Origin of the sequence: Vibrio sp. VP6 (assembly GCF_028823755.1) — a bacterium.
Lineage (GTDB): Bacteria > Pseudomonadota > Gammaproteobacteria > Enterobacterales > Vibrionaceae > Vibrio > Vibrio parahaemolyticus.
On record NZ_JAPEID010000004.1, the window covers coordinates 74,819 to 96,265 of the forward strand.

The 21,447-nt window shown below is 44.6% G+C and carries 21 protein-coding genes; 8 read left to right on the forward strand and 13 right to left on the reverse strand.

Annotated elements, in window-relative coordinates:
- The first annotated feature begins 13 nt into the window (after positions 1–13).
- The 3 genes from OU793_RS04065 to OU793_RS04075 are packed head-to-tail and all read left to right on the forward strand — an operon-like array spanning position 14 to position 1,422.
- A complete protein-coding gene (locus OU793_RS04065; protein WP_025792483.1) occupies positions 14–748 on the forward strand; it encodes a WYL domain-containing protein in 735 nt (244 codons plus the stop codon).
- 30 nt (positions 749–778) lie between these two features.
- A complete protein-coding gene (locus OU793_RS04070; protein ID WP_025792482.1) occupies positions 779–1,147 on the forward strand; it encodes a hypothetical protein in 369 nt (122 codons plus the stop codon).
- Between the two features lie 47 nt (positions 1,148–1,194).
- Positions 1,195–1,422 carry a hypothetical protein gene (locus OU793_RS04075; RefSeq protein ID WP_140151400.1) on the forward strand — a complete coding sequence of 76 codons (228 nt, stop codon included), beginning with the start codon at positions 1,195–1,197 and terminating at the stop codon, positions 1,420–1,422.
- 107 nt (positions 1,423–1,529) lie between these two features.
- Here OU793_RS04075 and OU793_RS04080 read toward each other — a convergent pair whose 3' ends face one another.
- The 7 genes from OU793_RS04080 to OU793_RS04110 form a co-directional block, all read right to left on the reverse strand.
- Complete coding sequence (locus OU793_RS04080) at positions 1,530–1,781, reverse strand: bacteriocin immunity protein (protein ID WP_024700454.1); 252 nt, start codon at positions 1,779–1,781, stop codon at positions 1,530–1,532.
- On the reverse strand, positions 1,771–4,284 hold the full coding sequence (locus tag OU793_RS04085) for an S-type pyocin domain-containing protein (RefSeq protein ID WP_140151401.1): 2,514 nt from the start codon (positions 4,282–4,284) through the stop codon (positions 1,771–1,773). The genes OU793_RS04080 and OU793_RS04085 overlap by 11 nt, the downstream gene beginning before the upstream one ends.
- Before the next feature lie 209 nt (positions 4,285–4,493).
- Positions 4,494–4,934 (reverse strand): ribonuclease HI, encoded by a 441-nt coding sequence (locus OU793_RS04090; protein WP_005496785.1) that lies wholly within the window; start codon positions 4,932–4,934, stop codon positions 4,494–4,496.
- An 82-nt stretch (positions 4,935–5,016) separates the two neighbouring features.
- A complete protein-coding gene (locus OU793_RS04095; RefSeq protein WP_010440638.1) occupies positions 5,017–5,217 on the reverse strand; it encodes an AlpA family transcriptional regulator in 201 nt (66 codons plus the stop codon).
- A gap of 73 nt (positions 5,218–5,290) precedes the next feature.
- Complete coding sequence (locus OU793_RS04100; RefSeq protein ID WP_069537414.1) at positions 5,291–5,890, reverse strand: inovirus Gp2 family protein; 600 nt, start codon at positions 5,888–5,890, stop codon at positions 5,291–5,293.
- Positions 5,880–6,632: an inovirus Gp2 family protein gene (locus OU793_RS04105; RefSeq protein ID WP_140151402.1), complete on the reverse strand. Its 753-nt coding sequence runs from the start codon at positions 6,630–6,632 to the stop codon at positions 5,880–5,882. Before OU793_RS04105 ends, OU793_RS04100 begins: the two co-directional genes overlap by 11 nt.
- Before the next feature lie 61 nt (positions 6,633–6,693).
- Positions 6,694–7,338 (reverse strand): inovirus Gp2 family protein, encoded by a 645-nt coding sequence (locus OU793_RS04110; protein WP_000042050.1) that lies wholly within the window; start codon positions 7,336–7,338, stop codon positions 6,694–6,696.
- A gap of 411 nt (positions 7,339–7,749) precedes the next feature.
- Between OU793_RS04110 and OU793_RS04115 the strand changes: the two genes are divergently transcribed.
- Positions 7,750–8,637 (forward strand): hypothetical protein, encoded by an 888-nt coding sequence (locus tag OU793_RS04115; protein WP_140184815.1) that lies wholly within the window; start codon positions 7,750–7,752, stop codon positions 8,635–8,637.
- A 459-nt stretch (positions 8,638–9,096) separates the two neighbouring features.
- On the opposite strand, the gene OU793_RS04120 is transcribed toward OU793_RS04115, so the two are convergent.
- The 6 genes from OU793_RS04120 to OU793_RS04145 all read right to left on the reverse strand — a co-directional run bounded on the left by OU793_RS04120 (position 9,097) and on the right by OU793_RS04145 (position 15,330).
- Positions 9,097–9,522 carry a phosphate-starvation-inducible protein PsiE gene (locus OU793_RS04120; RefSeq protein ID WP_031856022.1) on the reverse strand — a complete coding sequence of 142 codons (426 nt, stop codon included), beginning with the start codon at positions 9,520–9,522 and terminating at the stop codon, positions 9,097–9,099.
- A 129-nt stretch (positions 9,523–9,651) separates the two neighbouring features.
- The gene (locus OU793_RS04125; protein ID WP_005458953.1) at positions 9,652–10,491 is read right to left on the reverse strand and encodes an ABC transporter ATP-binding protein; all 840 of its coding nucleotides are present in this window, start codon (positions 10,489–10,491) and stop codon (positions 9,652–9,654) included.
- Between the two features lie 36 nt (positions 10,492–10,527).
- On the reverse strand, positions 10,528–11,385 hold the full coding sequence (locus OU793_RS04130) for an ABC transporter ATP-binding protein (protein WP_005496771.1): 858 nt from the start codon (positions 11,383–11,385) through the stop codon (positions 10,528–10,530).
- Between the two features lie 9 nt (positions 11,386–11,394).
- The gene (locus OU793_RS04135; protein ID WP_140103066.1) at positions 11,395–13,221 is read right to left on the reverse strand and encodes an extracellular solute-binding protein; all 1,827 of its coding nucleotides are present in this window, start codon (positions 13,219–13,221) and stop codon (positions 11,395–11,397) included.
- Positions 13,222–13,259: 38 nt separating this feature from the next.
- Positions 13,260–14,303, reverse strand: coding sequence for an ABC transporter permease (locus tag OU793_RS04140; protein ID WP_015296095.1), 1,044 nt, complete (start codon positions 14,301–14,303; stop codon positions 13,260–13,262).
- Between the two features lies 1 nt (position 14,304).
- Positions 14,305–15,330, reverse strand: a complete 1,026-nt coding sequence (locus OU793_RS04145; protein WP_005458995.1) for an ABC transporter permease subunit — start codon at positions 15,328–15,330, stop codon at positions 14,305–14,307.
- Positions 15,331–16,150: 820 nt separating this feature from the next.
- Here OU793_RS04145 and OU793_RS04150 point away from each other — a divergent pair.
- The 4 genes from OU793_RS04150 (at position 16,151) to OU793_RS04165 (ending at position 21,445) form a co-directional block, all read left to right on the forward strand.
- Complete coding sequence (locus tag OU793_RS04150) at positions 16,151–18,751, forward strand: TonB-dependent siderophore receptor (RefSeq protein ID WP_159404207.1); 2,601 nt, start codon at positions 16,151–16,153, stop codon at positions 18,749–18,751.
- 72 nt (positions 18,752–18,823) lie between these two features.
- A complete protein-coding gene (locus tag OU793_RS04155) occupies positions 18,824–19,543 on the forward strand; it encodes a DUF3450 domain-containing protein (RefSeq protein ID WP_274647728.1) in 720 nt (239 codons plus the stop codon).
- Positions 19,544–19,546: 3 nt separating this feature from the next.
- Complete coding sequence (locus OU793_RS04160; protein WP_021449002.1) at positions 19,547–20,908, forward strand: MotA/TolQ/ExbB proton channel family protein; 1,362 nt, start codon at positions 19,547–19,549, stop codon at positions 20,906–20,908.
- A 9-nt stretch (positions 20,909–20,917) separates the two neighbouring features.
- Positions 20,918–21,445: a MotA/TolQ/ExbB proton channel family protein gene (locus OU793_RS04165; RefSeq protein WP_005458945.1), complete on the forward strand. Its 528-nt coding sequence runs from the start codon at positions 20,918–20,920 to the stop codon at positions 21,443–21,445.
- Positions 21,446–21,447: the final 2 nt, after the last annotated feature.

A 21,447-nucleotide genomic window follows, 5' to 3' on the forward strand; every position in this document is an offset into this window, starting at 1 on the left:
TGAGAGCGTAGTCATGAGCAATAAAACCAGCATTGAAGGGTTATCCGCTTTGCTGCACACGCTGATGCTTATTCCTCAACATCGATGGATCACCGTTAGGGAGTTGCAGCAGCAGTTAGCCCTACTCGATATCCACCGCACCACGCGCAGCATTAAACGCTACCTCGATGACATCATTGTGGAAGTGTTTAACGTGGAGTGTGATTCGATGAGCATGCCCCATGTTTATCGCAAAACCTCAGAGCAATTACTGAAGCTCAACAAGCAAGAAATGCTCTATTGGCAACTGACCAACAAGTACTTACTGCCGCTGATTCCTGATGCACTGAATTATGGGCAAGGGTCATCCTCGGAGAGAGACAAACCCTTGTCCTATATAGGTTCAGCACATTCAAAAGAGCAAGCATGGTTAGCCAAAGTACATGTGGCTTTGCCCACTATTCGCGAGTGGAGTGATGAGCAACGGAACGTGTTGAATGCGGTACACACGGCATTACTGCACAACCGTATGCTCAAAATATCGAGCCAAGTATTGCAGCAAGAGAAGGCGCTCATTGAGCCATTGGGACTCTCGGTTCAGTGTGACGCGCTCTTGCTGCTCTTTCGATTATCCGGTCAAAACAAGATACGCACCCTAGCCTTGCCTTTAATTGATGAGGCCAGTGTATCGACGTTTACTTTTACCTATCCGACTGATTTCAATCTTGAGCGGTTCATGCGTGAACACGATGGAGTCAGTGCATCCTGAATTTCACTCACCGATAAGGAGAGCACCGTTATGACATTAGCCAACACCCTACTCCGATACGCCGCTATGACCATCCTGTTTATCGGACTCACCGCTTGTGGCGACCAAGAAGAGACTCAAACAGCAACAGCAGATATTGAAGTGTCGATATCGACTAACTCGCATTGGGGAACATTGGTTTTTGACCTACAAGCCATCACCGACAACACCGTAATCAGCAATGTGGTGATTAACCGAGGCAACTGCCGATTACCCGCAGGCACAGCCTCAGAGCTATCAAGAAACGTTTCATTGAAGTTCGGCCAGACCTACACCGGATACAGTAACAACTGCACCGTGGACAGCGTGAAAGAAATCGAAGTCACCTCCAGCGCTGGCACCTTTGTCTACACCTTCTAACTTTCAATTCCCAAATAACACACTCAACCAACTCGTAAGGATCAACCATGAACAAGTTAACTCTACTTATCACTACAGCGTTAGTTTTCTCTACCTCTTCCGCCTTTGCTGGTGGAACACTGGGCGGTAACCCATCAGCAGATTCGGGTGCAGTTAACGTCAGTGTAGGCAAATGCACTCAATACAAAATGGAGGTGAAAGCGGCGCAACAGGAAGGCAAGGATGTATCGACCATCACTGTGCCTAAAGGATGTGAATCAGTCGAAGAAAAGTAATACCACCAGCAACGATAAAAATGACAATGGGGAGCAATCACGCTCCCCATTCTTTTTTTGTCTCAATACACCAGTTTGAAGGTATATGTTATCTGTTAAAAAGCGACTTAATCCTTAAAGCAAGATAACCCCTGCGACAAGCGCCATTCTTTGACGATTTTAACGATATTTTCTGGCGTTCCATCTTCGGGATTCTCTGGGTAATAAATCAGATCAGAGCCGTCTGGATGCCCTGTCATTTCTTCGAAATGTAAAACTGCATCGATATGTTCTTGTTCAGTAGCGTAATCGTCAACACAAATTCTATTAACCAATTGTAAAAACTCTGATTGCGTGTATTCCGAGATGTTATTTTTCATTCTTCACCCTATGAATATCTATATGTTTTCTAGGAGTAACGACTCTTAAATTGTCTACATTGTACACTTCACCACCATTTTGTATTTCATCTACATGATGTAGTTCATACTTCACCCTTCCACCTACTCGTTCCCCTTTTCTACAAAATGGTGCTCTACCATTTTTCATAGTGTTAAGGTTGGTCCCAACAAATTGCTCTTTCAATTGCTCAGAGTGGCTTATTTCAGTCCAAAATGCTTTCCTGAATGCATCAAAACTACTGAACTCTTGACCTCTGAGTTTGTCAGCAATCTGAGATGGAATAGGAACTCCCAATCCTTCGCCTGCTTTCTCTAACCAAATTCCCGTAATATCTTCACCATTCCCCGTTACCACCCCAGACTCATCACGTGCAGTTTTCCGGAAAACTAGGTATAGAGGAGGGAGTCCTGCATCAGCAGGGAAAGTCACAATATACTCAGCAAGATCTTGTTCGGGATAGAGAGCCGTGCCTATCTCTTGTTCGTGCTCTTCTATAGGACGAACCCAGATATTGTGAACATCGAGCTGATCATTTTCGGGTAATACAGTATCAGGTGTCAGTACATCCGTTGAACCATCCGGTGTCCATGTAATAGTAATCCCATTCTCTAGCTCAGCAACAAAGTGCTGTCCTTGTTGCACCGCTTCACGCTTCGCAACTCGCGTACCATAGGCACTACCCTCTCCCGTTTTGATGCCAACCACTTGCTGTTTACCATTTTCGTCTGTGTACATATTGAAACGCACACGCATCGTCGTAGTGTCACCAGTCGCAAAATCTGGATTTCCGTCTAAGGTGCCATCCCCAAGCTGAGACGGCCATAAGGCGGCCACTAGAAAGCCCCCCATTCGCGCAAAGCCTGCTAACGCTTCTCCTGAAATCGACCACGTACCAATCGTATTGGTCGTATTGCTACTGAGAATACCAAGGTTCGTTGCCGCGCCATTTGCGGGGATCGCAAGGAGTGCCGTTTTTCCATAGTCGGTGGCTTTAGAAGCCGTGGTGATGGTGGTTAAGTTCGTGACGGGCAATTCTTTCTCGAACAGACTATCGCTGTTTATCGCCTTAAACTGGGTTCCTGAGATAAGCGAATCAGAGTAATCATAATGCGTGTTCGCCAAGCAGCTATAGGTGCAAGGGGAAAGCGGAGGTAAATCGGTCGCTTTTTCTGGAGTGCTCTGGTTTTGTTCGACGGCCTTAACGGTCAGCGTATCCCCGACTTTCAATGACATCGGATCGGCATTGTACTGCGGATTCAAATCCAGTAATTGTTTCGCCGACAAACCATATTGCTCTGCAATGGCTCCCCATGATTCTCGTTGGTTGGTTTTAGTGTCCGTCCCAACAGTATGCGTTTCTGGTTTACTCTCTGCTTTCTCTGTTTCCGCGGGTTGAGTAGTTTGTCTTTCCGCGACAGGTTGCTTCGGCGCAGCAAGCAATTCGTTGATATCAAGCTTGATACCATGTTGAGCCAACCAGTCATCATTGAGGTTGTCTAACTCTTCTCGGGTAATTTGCTGTTCAAGATAAATCAGATGTTGGTTTTCAACGTCTTTCCCTGCGAGCTTCCAGTAAACCAGAATGGCACTTTGATAGATGTTGTAGCCTTGCTCATCATTGAGCTGCTCGTGAGTGGAACGTGTCGCGTAGAAGGCCCACTTGCCATTTCCAAGCAGCTTGTACTCTTGAACTAAGCGGCCATTGTAGAAGTGGTAGTAGTAACCTTCTGTTGGTAGCCCTAAACGCTCACCAAGCTGCACTGAAGGGACAACTGGGATAAATGCCTCCCGCACTACACCAGAGCCTATTGGCTTCACCTGCACATTGCCGGGAACGCTAATACCCAAAGCATTGGAAGCCACTTTGGCGACCAATTTTTTCGGTTCATCAAAGGCGGCATGAGCGGTATATTTTGTACCGTGCTCGGTTGCCTCCGTCTGCCAGCGGCCAATCAGGGCTTCTTGTTTGGTTTTCGCCAGTTCAAACGCATACCCCACGTTTTTTCTAAACGTCTCATCTGAGCACGCCACTTCAAAGCAATATTCGTATTGCAGTTTTGGTGGTGCATCTGAGGTATCGGGTTTCACGGGCTCAGGGACATAAGTCTCTTCAATGTTTGGCTCATAGCCCGCGGAGCTTTGAGTGGGAGTCGCACTGCCAGCCGCACCGCCTGACATTCTCGTTCTGGAAAGGTAGGCATTCTTCGCTTCTGGCGATAACACCTCTTGCCCTTCAGCCGACAAGCTCCACGATTTGCTCATGCCATCTCGGAGCATCACAGGCTTTGAAGGGGAATCCGTCAATAGTGCTAACTCACCACTTTTCAGCTTATCCATAAAACTGGAATAGCTCATCCCCTGAGGGAGTGCTGAGCCTAACGCTCTTTCGTCCAGCCTACCAATGTCACCTTCAACCTGACCAAACTCATATGCCGTCAGTTCGGTTAACCGTACCACTCGATAACCCACAATCAAATCCATCCGCTACTTTCAATGGGCGTATTCTACCTAACCAGCGGGAATTGCAGGATTTATAACCATAAGTTCGGTCTACCAATTGCAGACATTGTGATTTTCACCCACTGGAACCTAACCTATTGATAATGACTTCATCATTAACCAACTTAGCCCAAACAAAAAATAGGGCATAGCTTGAGAGGTGTTACCCTCCCAAACTATGAATTCTTGTATTAGTCAGCTTCCGCCGCTTCAACCGCTAACAGGTCTGCTCTTTCATTCCCTTCAATACCCGAATGTGCTTTGACCTTAAATACCTCGACATACTTCCTAGAACTCAACTCGTCCACTTGTTGCCAAAGCTGGCGGTTTTTAACCGGTTTCTTATCCGCTCGACGCCAACCTCGGTCTTTCCAATCGTCCATCCAGATGTTGAAACCTTTCACACAGTAATCGCTGTCCGAATAGATAACATCCCCATCTTCTGCGTATTCCAATGCTTCAATTAAGGCCAGTAGTTCCAGCTCAGCATTGTCGGTTTTTCGATTGATGGTAAAACTCTCTTCATGAACAATCTCATTGTCTTCATCCATGACCACCAGCCCGATACCACCTCGTGTACATCCGTGTTGGTTGTTTGGTGCAGCGCCGTCTACGTAAATTGAATAGCTCATTTTTTATCTCTCTCTAATTGTAAAAAGGGCGCATGACTTTGCTTAGCCAGCGCCCCGTTGATGATGTGATTTGATGTTTGTGTTACTGAAAGGATTCTTGGTTGTCTCGCAGTGCTAGACGTTGCTCCATCCATTCCTCTATTTCACTTTCGACCCAAGCCACGGCACGTCCACCGAGTGGGACACTCTTCGGAAAATCGGTTTCATCAGCCATGAACTTGTAGATAGTGGAGCGGCCTAGCCCTGTTAGTGACATCACGTCTTTAAGTCGTAGAAATTTCATTTTCACTGGGAATCGTCTCCTGCTTTGTATATACCCATGTGATAAGCCGCCATTGTAAAAAAATGCAGTCGGTCTATTCCAAGCTAGAGCCAAAGCAGTAACGCTTTTCTTCCCACGCTTCAGCAAGACTGCTCATGCGGTGGAAGACAGTGTTCTTTATGTTGACGTCTTTGCTACGACAACGAGTCCCCACCCCATAATTGCCTCGGTCATTGAGAAACACCAATGAACGCGCTTCGCCGCTATAGTGCTTTTCTATCGCTTCTTGCCAAGCCGTTTTAAGGTGCCCGACCAATTCATTGCGCTTGTCCCAACAAATAGCGGGACCAAAGTGCTGGCTATAGTCACTAAACAGCATCACGCGATAGTTGTGGGATGGCACCTTGTCTTCCCGCTTACGCCATACATAGAACAGAGAATCCGTATTAAGCTTTTCTTTAAGCAGCTTAAAGTAATCGTTGAGGATACTCAGGTCGGTATCTTGATGGTCTTCTGGCAAAAACAAGTCCAAACGTGTAGCAAGAGCGATGTCAAACTGACTGAGTGCCTGTTCAAAGACATCGACCATCGAGGTCAGTGCTGATTCGTATAACCCCTTGTCGCTGTAATACAGCGGGTAATCTTCAAAAGTTCTATCAAGGGTAATGCTTGGGAGGTAGGTTCTATTCGCCATGAGTAATGCCTTTTTGTGTGTGAATGACATAGGCATTACTCGCGCTGTATTTTTTAGGTGAGTCGTGACTGCAACCAAAGCTCTTGTTGAAGTGATCGTTCCGGTTGGCAATGGGCTTCGCGAGACAACTGATTCGATAGAAGAACTCGTTTAACTGTAACGGGAACACTTCAGCGTCAGACAACAGCTCAAAACCTTCATTCGTAGGAGAGTAGGCTAATCCAGAGCATGGTTGGCTGTAATAAGCTTCAACCACCCTATCCCATGTCTTCCTCACTTTTTTGTAGAGAAAACGCCCCCAACCCTCTCGTCCAGTGCCGAAGTTTTGAAAGAGATCCCTATCAAAGAGCAAGATAAGATGATGATGCTGGCTGGTGGATTCACTGGCCTTCGCCCAGATATAGCGAATGACCGTTTGCTGGTATTGATAAGTTCTGTCGGTGTATTTGTCTCTACAGAGCTCATTAGTCTCCGATTCTAAAATACGAAAGAAATGGGCAAACACCGCTAGGTAATCTTCCCCGAAGTCACTCGGTAGGTTTAGGTTGATGTGAACAGCAAAGATTCTTGGGTATTGGTTTAGTGCTTCAGTCAGCACTCGGTCTATCTCCTCTAGGTATTCGAGAACGAGACCATCCTTGTGGTAGTAGAGTGGCTTTCCATTAAAGGTTCGGTCATAAGTGATGGTGTGGTGGTTAAGAGCATCTGAACGACTATGAGAAACGTTAAGTTGATGAGTCATGATTGGTTCCTGTGGTTTGTTGTGATTCCCACAGGAACTGGTACTACCGTTACTTTTTAAGCTACTTATGACTATGACCGAAATTATTCATACGCTTTCCAAAATGCTTCGTTCTTCGTTTCGCTAGATAGCTCAGTCGATAAAAGACAGATTGAAACACCTCCTCAAACTCCTCAGAGTTACGTAGCAAGTGATACTGGCCTTGTTTGGAGAAATGGATAGCTGGTTTCTCTTTACCTGAGTACATGGCTTCCACTGAACGCTTCCATGCATTACGAATACGGTTAGCCAAACTTTGCTGATACTCTCCAAAATCCCCCAGAGAGCGAAATATGTTCCGGTCAAAGATAAGTGCAACGTGGTAATGACTGCTCGTTGAGGTATCACATTCTTTAGCCCACACATAACGAATAGTGGTCTCTCGATAGAGTTTGCGATTTAGGCGAGCACTACGTCTTCGATATGCCGCTACCTGAGATTTTAAAGAGCGGAAGAAACGAGTCATCACTGCTGAATCATCCCCTCTAAAGTCTGTTGGTAAGTTAAGGTCCACTCGAACGATAAAAACTCTCGCATATTGCTCTAGAGCTTTCTCAAGGACTGACTCTATCCCTTCTAGGTATTCAATGACCAACCCCTCCTTGTCGATGTATATCTTGTTTCCGTTGAAAGTGGATTCGTGTGTGATGGTTAGATTTTTAGACATGATAGAGACCTATGTTTTGTTAATGACATAGGTACTGATAGTGACGTTATTTTCTAAGTCTCTCTTTGGGTAGGGGAACCCATCCCCTACCAAGATATCGAGTGATGAGGTCGTTGGTTGAGGTGTGGGATTAGATGAGTAGATGGAGAGGTATATATATTATTAATTACCGATCCCCCTCGATTCACTCCCACTCTGTTTTTAGGTGATTACTGAGCCTTCACATCGGCTAAATCCAACCAGCTAACCTTCATTTTTTATCAAAAATCACGGCTCATGCATTTTTACTTCTGGAGTTCACTCACATAAAAAGTGACAATCCAAAAAATAATTTATTTAGATAGATCAATCGGACTACACTTTATGAACATAAATAATCAGCTAAAAACAGCTACCAATAAGTAGATCACTATGACCCCAAATCAGATAACAGATACAACCTACCAGCTCCACAATTTCATCAACCCGTTTGATAGGCAAGACAGTTATATTTTGCTTTCAGGAGGGTATTCAAAGACGCTAGTTATTGATAAAAATCGTCACTCTCCCACACGTTATTTGGGAATAAAAAACTGGGAACAACTAAAGTCAATATGGCCGGGGTTCACCCCTTTTGATGACGCTTACCTGATGCCATTCAGTCCGTTAAGCGAATCAAGATTTCGAAATAAACCCATAGCTGATGAATTCGTTGAGTATCAAAACATCTATCGTTATTTCGAAGAAAAGAGCATCAGGCAACAGCCAAAAGCTACTCTCATTTGTTTGTGTATGTTGCTAGCAAAAAATTATGATGAGAAACTAGGCGGGATCCCAATGGGGATAAAAATGCTGGCCACTAGACTTGGAACTAACAGCCGTAAGATAACCGTCAGTATCAAATCACTCGAAGAAATGGGATTAATCGTTTTTCACCAAAGACGGGCAGATATCGACAAGGTGACTCTTCCTTGTTTTATTGAACCTACCAGCACATTTGTACTGAAATTTACGTCTCTATTTAGAAAAGGGAAAACAATACCAAAAGAAGAGCCAGAAGCAGGTACACCTAAGATTCAGACTGCCCCTGAACAAGATTATGACAACTTCATAAAAAGCATTACCGATCAAGAAAGCATCTATGATGACACAGAGGAAAACTTAACTGCCAAAAAGCCAGATTATTATCTACATGGTAAGGAAGGCTTCTTCTGGTATCAAAATAAAATATACACTCTTAAAGTGAGACTCTTGAACTTAGTAAGAAAGCCAAAGGTAGAGGAGGTGGTTAAAGTTCACGCCTATCGAGCTCTGCTCTAGATGCTCGGGTGTAGCTACACCTAAAACAAAGGCACAGTTGTTTACGGCAGAATTACATGACACTATGTGTAGAACCTCAGTATACAAATATAACTCACTCTTACAGCTTGGTGCTTCGATTAGTCAAACAGAACACATGCAAATGAACATCATTATCATTAATATTCTGGCGACATAGTAATCGATAGTTGAACTACAGGATACTGTCACAACTTAGAGTGACTGAGTGAAGATTATTTCATCAAAAACAGAACTATTGTCAACGTAAGAAACATAGCAACTTAAACCAACTGGGTAGTATATTGGGTAGTAAAATTCTAAATCAGACAATACAAAGCCGCTAAGTTTATGATTTTTAAATAATAAAACTTATTGCTCGACGAACAGATCCAAAACATCGAATAATCTAAAAACATTTAGATTACATATTGAAAGCCCCGCTTAATGCGGGGCTTTATTTTATTCGTCTTTTTCCAAGGTTCGGTTGTCAACATACGGCCAATAGTGGTGTCCAACGCGAATCACCAAGGTCGCTGCCGCCAAGATAAACGCCGCTATAGAAAGCCAAACCACCAAAGTGGCATCCAACTCTTTCATACCTAAGGTGATGTAGCGAGCAATGGCCATCATCGCGATATAGATAGGATAGCGAACGGGGATCTTACCGTTCATCACAAACTGCTGCACCATCGCTAAAACTTCAAGATAGATGAACATCAATAAGATGTCCGTCAACAGCACTCGCTTCTCAACAAAAACATGAATGAACTCTTGAGCCATGGCATAAATAGTTGCCAAGGTAATAGCGACCAACAGAACCGCTTCTAAGATGTGGAACATCTTCAAAAATGGGTGACTGAACGATTTAGGTAAATTTGATGGCATAGCCAATTATCCAAGCAAAACCAAAGAGATAAGCTTTGAGTTTAGCATGCAAGATAAAAAAGGATACATAAGAAAAACGCCCCGTTTATTTAACGGAGCGTGTTTTCTTGAATGCGATGGTGGCACGGCTTACGCCACTTGCTGCTTTTTTTCTGCCACACGCTTTTTCTTGCGATATTTAGGGTGGGTAATCGGAATCGCGGAGAGCAGTTTCTTGGTGTAATCGTTTTGTGGGTTCGCGTAAATTTCTTTCGCATTCCCCGCTTCCACCACTTTACCAAAGTACATCACCGCGACTTTATCGGAGACATGCTTAACCACCGACAAATCGTGAGAGATGAAGATGATGGCAAGGTTCATTTCTTGTTGAAGTTGCAGCAACAAGTTGAGAATTTGCGCCTGAACCGATACATCCAGTGCAGATACTGATTCATCACAAATCAACAGCTTTGGCTTCAGAGCTATCGCACGAGCAATACCAATACGCTGACGCTGGCCACCAGAGAATTCGTGCGGATAACGGTTCACAGCCGTTTCAGGCAAGCCAACTTTCACCAACAGCTCTTTCACCCATTGTTTACGCTCTGCAGGAGTGCCTATTTTATGGATGATATACGGCTCTTCCAAAATCATACCAATGGTGTGACGCTGGTTAAGTGACTCCATTGGGTCCTGAAAGACAATCTGCATGTCTTTACGCAACGAGCGCATCTCTTTGACAGAGAACTTTGTGATGTCTTTGCCTTCAAAGAAAATCTTACCTTCCGTTGGCTCGTACAATTTTAGAATCGTACGTCCTAAGGTACTTTTACCACAGCCAGATTCACCAACGAGTCCCAATGTTTCTCCTTCTGAAACCGACAAGGAAACGCCGTCTACAGCTTTGATCGTGTAGCCCTTCTTAAACAGTCCTTTACCAGATACAAAGTGCTGCTTAAGATTTTCAATTCTTAATACTTCTTTGGCCATAACATCCTCTTTTATGACTTGTTCACTTTGCACCAGTTAGCTAGCAAACATGCTGGCATCGATTGGTTTGATATCAATCATCTGCTTAGGTTCGTTGTCCAAGCTTGGCATTAAGCCCATCAAACGTTCCGTGTAAGGGTGCTGCGGATTGTCAAACAGCTCAAAAATCTCCGCTTTTTCGACAATACGACCACCATACATTACCGCAACGTCATCACACACTTCAGCGACTACGCCTAAATCATGAGTAATGAAGATCATTGCCATGCCCGTTTCTTCTTGAAGTTCATTCATTAGTTCAAGGATAGACGCCTGTACCGTTACATCCAGTGCTGTCGTTGGCTCATCACAAATCAAGATATCTGGTTTACATGCGAGTGCCATTGCGATCATCACGCGCTGGCGCATACCACCAGATAGGTTGTGTGGGTATTCGTTGAGGCGCTTTTCTGGCATTGGAATTTTCACTTTAGCCAGCATTTCTACCGCGTAGGATTCGCGCTCTTTTTTACCTAGCTCAGGACGGTGTAATTCCAACACTTCGCACAGTTGGCGGCCAATGGTATGCACTGGATTCAACGCCGTCATTGGGTCTTGGAAAATGATCGAAATGCGGTCGCCGCGCATGGCGTACATTTCTTCCGCTGGTAGCGACACCAGATTGGTACCTCGATAGTTAACCTCACCATTGACAATATTGCCGTAAGGCTTTGGCAACAGTCCCATGATGGACATTGAGGTCACGCTCTTACCACTGCCAGACTCACCAACGAGACCGAGCGTTCGTCCTGCACGAACATCAAAGTTCACGCCATGGAGTACTTTTACCGGGCCATCATCCGTGATGAATTCCACTTCGAGGTCTTTTACACTCAAAATTACATCGTTTTCCATAACACATCCTTACAGCTTATACGTGTCATCAACGACAACAACCGGTTCAAAGGTTTTACCCGACTTCATCGCTTTCTGGGTTTCTTTCTTCACGTCTTTGTCGATCCAATACGTGCCATCACCGATAATTCCGCCACTGAACAATGCTTCTGTCATTCGATTCATTGGTTTCTCTGGCAATTTCAACCAACGCCAGTGTCCATAACGAACGTAAGGCACCATGTAGCCAGTGACAATCACGTGAGCATCAATAATGTCTCGCTGAATCTCATGACCTAGTTGGATCTTCTTATCCATGTCCATGTTAAAGCGATACGCAATGATCTTTTCATCTAGCTCTGGCGTGCTGTAGTTAGTGAATGAGTTCGTTTGTGGTTTGTTCGCGTTCACGGAATGGAAGTATTCCCAATAAGTTGGGATTTCCGAAGTCCCCATATCGAAGAAAGCAAGTTCGTGTTTTTTCTCACGCACATACTTAAACATCGATGAACCATCAATCAGCTTCAGCTCAATGTCCAACCCTGCCAATTTTGCCTGTTCACGCAAGAAAGCAATACGCGGTGTATGAACTGGAGATGAGTACGTCAATTCAAAGCTCAAACGCTGACCTTTATCATTCACGCGAATACCATCGGAACCAATCTTATCGAAGCCCGCAGCTTCAAACGCTGCCGCCGCTTTTTCTGGTTCAAACTTTGGCGCTGTCACATCTGGTAACGTGTACTTACCATGCCCAAAGCCCGTTGGGTTGGGTTTACGACTGTAGTCTCCACGCATAACATTCTCGATCATGCCGTCGAAATCTGTCGCGTAAGTGATCCCTTTGCGAATGTTTAAGTCATCAAGTAGAGGCATAGCCGTGTTTATCCACACGCCACCAGCACCAACTGGATATTGGTTGTAACCCCAGAACTTCTCAATGTAACCCTTTTGATAAGGGGCAGTATTGGATTTGTCATGCCATAGACTTGGCAAAACTAATCCAAATGCGTCCAACTTACCTTTTTCAAAGTGCTTCATCGCAATATCACTATCGCGGATAACCGTGATACGAATTTTGTCGACGTTATAGCGATTCTCGTAGTACTTATTGGTGTAACCCCACCAGTCCTCACCTACGTGCTTAAAGGTAACGCTTTTACCTTTTTTGACGTCTGCTAAGTAATAAGCGCTGGTGGTTGGTTCACTTTTAAAGTTGTAGTAGCGCACAAAATCATCATGAATGCCGTCACCGTTCGCGTCTTTCTTCGGATTCGCATAGAAATGAGCAGGACGAGGACGTAGCGCCCCCATTCTCAACAACAACTCTTCTGGATTGAGCTCTTTCGCGGCCTTCACGGCGAAGGTGTGATCGTCAAATTTGATAACATCAGCAACCGTTTTGTTGTAATAGTCGTTGTACCAAGGCTCTAAAATGTCTTTCGAGCGGTAAAACTTAAGCATAAAAACAAAATCGTCTGCCGTGACTGGCTTGCCATCCGACCATTTAGCTTGTGGGTTCAGTTTGAAATAAACCGTTTTATTGTCACCCGCTAATGCCCACTCATTGGCGAGCTCAGGGATGAATTCAAGCGTATCTGGGTGGCGAACCACCAACCCTGGCGTTTCATCCAAGATGAAAGAACGTAAACCAGAGTTTGCATCAGGACCAACACTGCGTAGAGTCTGAGGAAAGCTCGACATGAAAGTGCGGTAAGTCCCGCCACGCTTTGCTTGAGGAGAGCCATATTGTGGCTCATCCCAGTTCGTTTGCCAGTTTAAGTCTGTCGGAAGCGTCGCTGACATCGCACCAAAACTTAGGGCGCTTAGCGTGGACGCTAAAATTATTTTTTTCATAAAACTTCCCTTTTTTATGTTTTGCTCACAATGCATGCTTAAACATAGCGTGTGAATTTTTTCGGGTCGAATGCCGCTCGAATCGCTTCACCGATAAAGGTGACCATCACCAGTACCAGTACAATGGAAGTCACAACAGACGCCACAATCCATGGAGAGTCCAAGTTTGACTTACCTTGCTGCAGTAACTCACCCCAGCTTGGTGTTGGGGGCATCAAGCCTAAACCAAGATAATCAAGCGCTGTCAGTGCGGTGATGTTGGCAGCAATGGTAAATGGCGCCAAGGTAACAATCATGACCATGGTATTTGGCAGAATATGGTTAAACAGGATTCGGCCTGTCGAGGCACCCAACGCACGAGCTGCCATTACGTATTCGCGTGCAGATTCTTTGTAAGTCATGGTACGCATGTACCATGTCATCCCCATCCATCCAAACAACACGTTGATGGCGACAAAGAGCGTGAAAGTCGGTTGAACGATGGACACCAAAATCATAATGACGTACAGGAATGGCACCATTGACCAAACCTCAATCAAACGTTGGACAAATAGGTCGAACTTGCCGCCCCAGAAGCCCATGGCACAGCCTACAGCGGTACCAATAGCGTAGGACACCGCCATCGTTAACAACGCAAACCCCATCGCAGTACGGAAGCCATACACCAAGCGCGCTAAAATATCGCGACCAATAACGTCAGTACCTAGATAGTGTTTATTCTCAGCGCTTGGCGCGGTCGGAGGGAAATCGCCACTGAAGTCTTGTTCGTATGGGTTCCAAGGAACGATAGGTAGAATCACAAAGTTGTCCCCCCCCTCTTCCTCAAAGACTTGTTGGAGAACTCGGTAATCAGCTTCACTTGAAGAATCTTGACCAAACTCGCTACCTAAACGAACGTCACTGACAACCGGAAAGTAGTAACTACCATCGTACTTCACCATCAACGCTTTACTGTTGATTAACAGCTCGGCAAATAGTGAAAGAATCAACATGATAGATAAGATCACAAACGACCAATAACCACGTTTAATTTCTTTAAAGTGACGGATTTTCTTTTGAGTTAATGGACTTACTTTAATCATATTACGCTCCAAACTTCACACGTGGGTCGACTAAAGCAACACAAATATCCGAAATAATATTGCCGATCAGCAGCAATACCGCGTTGATAGCAACGATGCCCATCACTACTGGGTAATCACGCTCCATAATGGATTCGTAACCTAATAAACCAATGCCGTCGATGTTGAAGATAACTTCGATCAAAAATGCCCCAGTCATGAAGAACAACAGTGAGTTGCCAAAGTGAGAAGCAATTGGAATTAAGCTATTGCGTAGCGCGTGTTTGCGTACCGCTTTCTTAAACGGCAAGCCTTTTGCGATCGCGGTACGGATGTAATCCGATGATAAGTTTTCCATCAGGTTATTTTTCATCGTCATGGTGAGCGTTGCGAAATCACCAATCAAGTAACAGATCAGCGGAAGCACAGCATGCCACATCACGTCTTTTGCGCGTTCAAAGAAGGTTTCATAGTCATCGAAATCATCACCGACAAAGCCCCCCATTGGGAACCATTCCAAGTGATAACTAAACAAAGTAATCAATAACACGCCAACCACATAGCCAGGCAAGGCATAACCGACGAATATCAAAATGGAGGAGGTAGAATCAAACACAGAACCGTGCTTGAGGGCTTTGTAATAGCCAAGCGGTATCGAGATGAAGTAGCTGATAAAGAAAGTCATGCCACCATAGAACAGCGAAACAGGCAGACGCTCTGCAATCATATCCGATACTGGTTCGTAATAACGCGTTGATTCACCCAAGTCCAACGTCACTAGTCGACTCAACCAATCAACGTAAGCTTCCATCACAGGTTTATCCAACCCGTAGAATGCGTTTAGCTCAGCGATTTGCTCATCAGACAGTGCAGTATTGCCACCCGCTGACGTCATCGATGCTGCGCCGTCTCCCTGAGACTGCATTTGTGACAGCATGCGTTCAACTGGCCCACCCGGTACAAATCGAGTGATGGCAAAGATAAGAATGGTGATACCGAGAAACGTCGGAATGACTAACGCTAAACGGCGTAAAAAGTACGACAGCATATACAACTTGCTCCTTGTCTACTGTCCAAATTAGGCGGGTTTGGTGGGAAGTTTCCGGCCCAAAATGGTGCATATCTATCCGCGTAGTAACTAAAGCTGTTGAAACACACTCCCTGCGATTCAATAACTAGTTTTTTCTTCTACGGCAATAATTTCAGCGTCATATTTATCTTGAATCCACATCAGCTTCAAGTGTTTGAAACCAAAACATGACAAACTTCCTCCGATGTCGAAAAACAGAAATGTTTTTGTAAAAAATTATAAAAAACCACAAAAAGAATTCCTGCAGAATATCAATCTAGGCACTTTAGAGCCAAAACCCTATATAAAAATGCACATAGCAAGAATAAATAGACACATAAGCTGTGGTTACATTTGACTGAAAAATACGAGTGAGCCCTTTTACAGCAATGGGTATCATATTTTGATACCACCCAGTGCAACCAAGTCAACATGGTTAGCATTCGATAAAATTCCACCTTTAGAATAATTCACTGGATAAATGAGTATTTTCAGATTCAATTACCCGCTTAAAAACTATAGGCAATATATGTCATTAAAGTTTACAAGAAACACAAAATACGGTGTTTTATTAAAATTTGATCTCGATTTATAGAACCTACACAGTAAATTATTCCGTGATTTAAATCACTTTTAGTTGTTTACATCTTTTTTACATTTCCACATCTCCGTTTACCACTGGTTTGACTTCCTTTTTTCTTCTCGGTTATACATTGGCCGACCGTTAACGAAATATTAACGTCACATTTGGTCGCTATGCGACCAGACATAGGAAATAATAATAATCGGAGCAACAAGGATGTATAAAAACACAACCGCTTTATCTGTTGCGATCAGTCTTGCTTTGGGGACAGCGGCAGCAGTGGCCCCTCTAACAGCACAGGCAGAAGAGCAACAAGTTGAAAAACTTCAAAAGATGAAAGTTACTGGTTCGCGCCTAACGCGCGCATCTATGGAAGGAAGCACTCCAGTAGCAGTAATTGGTCGAGCTGAAATTGAACGCGCTGGTGACGTATCGATTGCCGATGTATTGCGTAAATCATCTTTTAACTCATTTGGTTCACACAACGAGCGTTCAGGTAGCTCTGCGCAAAGTCAAGCAACGCTCTCTCTACGTGGCCTAGGTTCTGAGCGCACTCTCGTTTTGATCAATGGTAAACGTCTCCCTGGTTCCGCATCAATGGGTGGTGGTGCAGCAAACATCAACGTAATTCCGTCAGCGATCGTAGAGCGCGTGGAAGTCATGGCCGACGGTGGTTCTGCGGTGTATGGCTCTGATGCTGTAGCAGGCGTAGTAAACATCATTCTTAAAGAAGAATTTGATGGCATCAACGTAACCCTGGGGTCTGGTATTCCAAGTCGCGAAGGAGCTGACGAAGAAAACGTTTCAATTGTGCTAGGTACAAGCGGTGAGAAAGGTAACATCATGTTCTCATTTGAACATGACAGCAAAGACGAAATTTACCAACGCGATCGTGATTACCTAAGCTCAACCAACACTGGCTCTGCAAACTACTTCGATATGTCAGGCGTTAGTATTTACGGGCGTAACGTTTATCATGATGGTCAGTTGAAAGCACTTAAAGGCTACGACACAGACGCTTCGTGTGATCCTTCAAAAGGTTTTGTAGGGTTAACGAACTACCCTGGCTTAGGTGATATCTGCGGCTACGACTACACATCGGAAGCTGCTCAAACAGCATCTCTAGAACGCAACACCGTTTTTATGAACGGTAACATTTTCTTATCTGATGACACCACGTTTAACGCTCAGGTTCTTTTAAACCGAAATGAAAGCTTTGGACGCTTCGCGCCAGCGGCTGGTTATTTCGAAGTCGATCCAACAACTACTGGTGGCGCAGCATTCTTTGCCGAAAATGGCTTAGATGCAACTAAAGGTCCTGCTGCTGTTTATTACCGATTCAACAATGTTGGTACACGTGACAATAGTGTTACCGATTTCCAAGCAGACTTAAAAGCCGGCTTAGATGGCACACTTTACACAGATTCATTTGGTGAAGTCATTTGGGAAACTGGTTACCACCTAAACTTCTCGAATAGTAACGAAACTGGTACTGGCTATGTGTTCCGCTCTCCAGCTGAACAACTGGCAAACTCAGGTCAGTTTGTAAATGGCGAGTTCAGTGCCGATGCGACTAGCCAACTGTCAGCAGGAACAGGGCGCGAAACTCAAATGGAAATGCACCAAGTTTATGGTGGACTTCAATTTGATCTAGCAGAAGTGGGAAACATTGTTATCCCACTATATGTAGGGGCAGAGTACACAACTTACGACTACTTTGACCAATACGATCCACAAAGTGAAGCGGGTAATATTATTGGTAGTTCGGGGAACTCCGCTGGTGGTGACCGCGAAACATACGCAATTTATGCTGAATCTCTCATTGCGTTTACTGATGAACTAGAGATGAACATTGCAGCTCGTTACGACCATTACAGTGACTTTGGAGATGAAATCTCACCAAAAGTATCTTTCCGTTACCAGCCGTTAGACAACTTGATGTTCCGTACTGGTGCAGGTCTTGGTTTCCGAGCTCCAACCCTATCAGATCTATACGGAGCTGATAGCTTCTCATCTGACTATGCGAAAGACTACGTATTCTGTAGCCAGAATGGCATATCAGCTTCAGAATGTCCGGAAACTCAATATGACGTTACTCGCACATCCAATGAAGATCTGGATGCAGAAAAGTCTGTATCTTTTAACTTCGGGATCAGTTACTCACCAATTGACGACCTAGACCTAACTTTAGACTACTACAACATTAGTATTGATGACGTAATCACTCTGAATACGCTCCAGAGCATGATTGATCAAGAACGTAGTTCTGGTGTGTCGAATCCAAATATCGTTCGAGAAAATGGACGAATAAAAGAAGCTACTGCTGGACTTCAAAACCTAGGAACACTTGATACATCAGGTCTAGACCTTAAAATTGGTTATCGTTATGACTTTAATGTTGCAACAATCCGTTATGACTTTACAGGTAGCTACGTGCTTGATTACAGCTCACCAGAATACGTTGGTGGTCCGGTAAACAACCAAGTGGGTCGAAATGGTCTACCAGAATACCGTTTCAACACAGGTGTTGGCGTAAACTTCTTGGAAGAACATGACATCTACCTATCTGCTGACCACATCGCCGATCAAGCTCAAGATGTTGACGACAACTACAATAAAACTGGCCATATATCATCACAAACAACGTGGAACATCGCGTACAACTACTTAGCGCCATGGGATGCGAAGTTTACTGCTGGTGTTCGTAACTTAACTGATGAAGATCCTGCATTTGAATCTGATGGTGTAACTTACGATAAAGACCTATACAGCATTCAAGGCCGTGTTTACTTCTTGAAATACTCTCAAAACTTTTAATTAAAACCTTTGGCGCAGGAGTATTTCCTGCGCCCTATTCGACTGACTATTTACACTAACAAGGATGCTACTATGACGTTAAAGGAATTTGGCGTAAGTGCAGTTACTGCCGCGATTCTCTCGGTAAGTGGTGCAGCGATTGCTGCAGACTCTGGAACCGTAGTCGCCAATCAAGCACAAACAACGAAGTCTTCTCAAGCTTCTCAGCAAAAAATCGATACTTACGCTGAAAGCACAGAAGGTATGTTGGCAGAATATAAGGGCTTACTTCGTCAAATCGATAGTATGAAAGTCTACAACGAGCAAATTAATCGAATGGTTCAATCGCAACAGGGCGAACTGGACTCATTGAATAACCAAATTGCTCAAATCGATCAAACGGCAACAGAAGTTGTTCCTCTAACACTAAAAATGATCGATGCGCTAGATGAGTTCGTTACACTCGATTTGCCTTTCCAAAAAGAAGAACGCAACAAACGCGTTCAAGAGTTACGCCGCCTGATGGATCGCGCAGACGTGACGACTTCTGAGAAATTCCGTAAAGTGATGGAAGCGTACCAAATTGAAGAAGGCTTCTCTCGCTCAATTGAGTCTTACAAAGCGAGCTTAGATCGTAACGGCGAAATCGTAACGTACGATTTCTTACGTATTGGTCGCACAGCACTTCTATTCCAATCTCCAGACGGCGGTGAAACAGGTATGTGGAACCAACAAACACGTCAATGGGAGACACTACCTGAAAAGGCGCCACCAGCGCTAATCAAATTGCCTGTATTTGCTGGGGAGGAATAAGAGATGAAAGGATTCAAAACTCTAGCCGCTGGTCTACTAGCCAGCTTATTTATGGTTTCTGGCGTTCAAGCTGAAACCCCACAAACACTTTCTGAACTACTAAAAAACGTAAAATCAGAAAGCATTGTTGAATCAAAAGAAAACAAAGAACGCGAAGCTGTGTTCAAGCGCGATCGCGACCAACAAGCTGCATTATTACAACAGGCTCGTGAAGAGCTAGCTGCACAGCAAGCGCTTGGCGATCAACTGAAAGCTACTTTCGACGAAAATGACAAGCAACTAACTGAGCTGACTGAAACACTGCGTGTTCGTTCAGGTACTCTAGGTGAGATGTTTGGTGTAGTTCGTCAGTACGCAGGTGAATTTAAAGGCCTATTTGCCGCTTCGCAAAATGCAGTTCAGTTCCCAGAGCGTGATGCACTGCTGACGAAACTGGCAGAAAGTAAAGAACTACCATCAACTCAAGAGCTGGAAGCATTCTGGCACACTATTCTTCAACAAGTTGTCGTATCTGGTGATACATCAACAACACAAGCAACGGTTGTTTACGGTGAAGGTAAAGAAGCCGTTCGCGACGTAACGCTAGTAGGTGAATTTAACGCAATTGCAGATGGCAAATACGTCATTTATGTACCTCAAACTGGCAAGTTCGAAGAACTATCACGTCAGCCAAGCAAGAACATCACAAGCCAAGTGGCTGGTTTTGAATCAGCAAAAGGCACGTATGAGCCGCTATTCCTTGATCCATCTCGTGGCGTAATTCTATCGCTACTAGTACAGAGCCCTACCGTTCAGGAGCGTATTGACCAAGGCGGTATCGTTGGTTACGTCATCCTAGCAATGGGCGCTGTTGGTGTCATCATCGCGCTATTGTGCTTCCTACGCCTTCAGATCATCGGTGGCAAAATGCGTAAACAGGCGAAATCAGACACAGTTATCCCTGGCAACCCTCTAGGTGAAGTTATCCAAGCTTACCAAGATCACAAAGGCGACAACCTTGAAGATCTGGAAGCGAAGTTGGACGAAATCATCCTACGCAATGCACCAAGCATTGAACGCTTTATCAGCTCAATCAAACTGTTTGCTTCTGTAGCTCCACTACTGGGTCTACTAGGTACAGTAATGGGTATGATCGGTACCTTCCAGGCAATCACGCTATTTGGTACCGGCGATCCGAAACTAATGGCTGGCGGTATTTCTGAAGCATTGGTAACCACCATGTTAGGTCTGGTTGTCGCAATTCCTCTACTGTTCCTTTACACCATCGTACACAGTAAAGGTCGTCGTTTGGTTCAAACTCTTGAAGAACAGAGTGCAGGTTTCATCGCTCGCTATCAGGAAAAACTACATAAAGCCGAAAGCTAAGGAGGCGTTATGTGGTGGTTAGTTGGAGAACTTGAATCAATTAGGCGCTTCTTGGGAATGGGTGGCGATGTACTCGTCGCCATCTTCATCCTCAGCTTCATGTTGTGGGCAGTACTGCTAGAACGCTGGTTCTACTTTGCCGCCGTCGCTCCAAGAGCCGCGAAAAAAGCCGTGACTCTTTGGAGTGAGCGTTCAGAACATCAAAGCTGGAACGCAAAGATGATCCGACAAGAAATTGTATCTCGTCAGGATATTGAGAATAAAAAGGGGCTACCAATCGTCAAAGTACTGATTGCGCTTTGTCCCCTACTTGGCCTGCTCGGCACCGTAGTCGGCATGATCCAAGTATTCGACATCTTGGCGGTAACCGGAACAGGAAGCCCTCGAGCAATGGCCTCGGGGATCTCAAAGGCAACAATCCCAACTTTAGCCGGGATGGTGGCTTCTCTGTCAGGACTGTTCTTTAGTTCACGTCTTGATCATTTAGCCAAAGTCACAACGCAAAAGCTGGAAGATAAGCTAAAGCATATTGCCTGAGT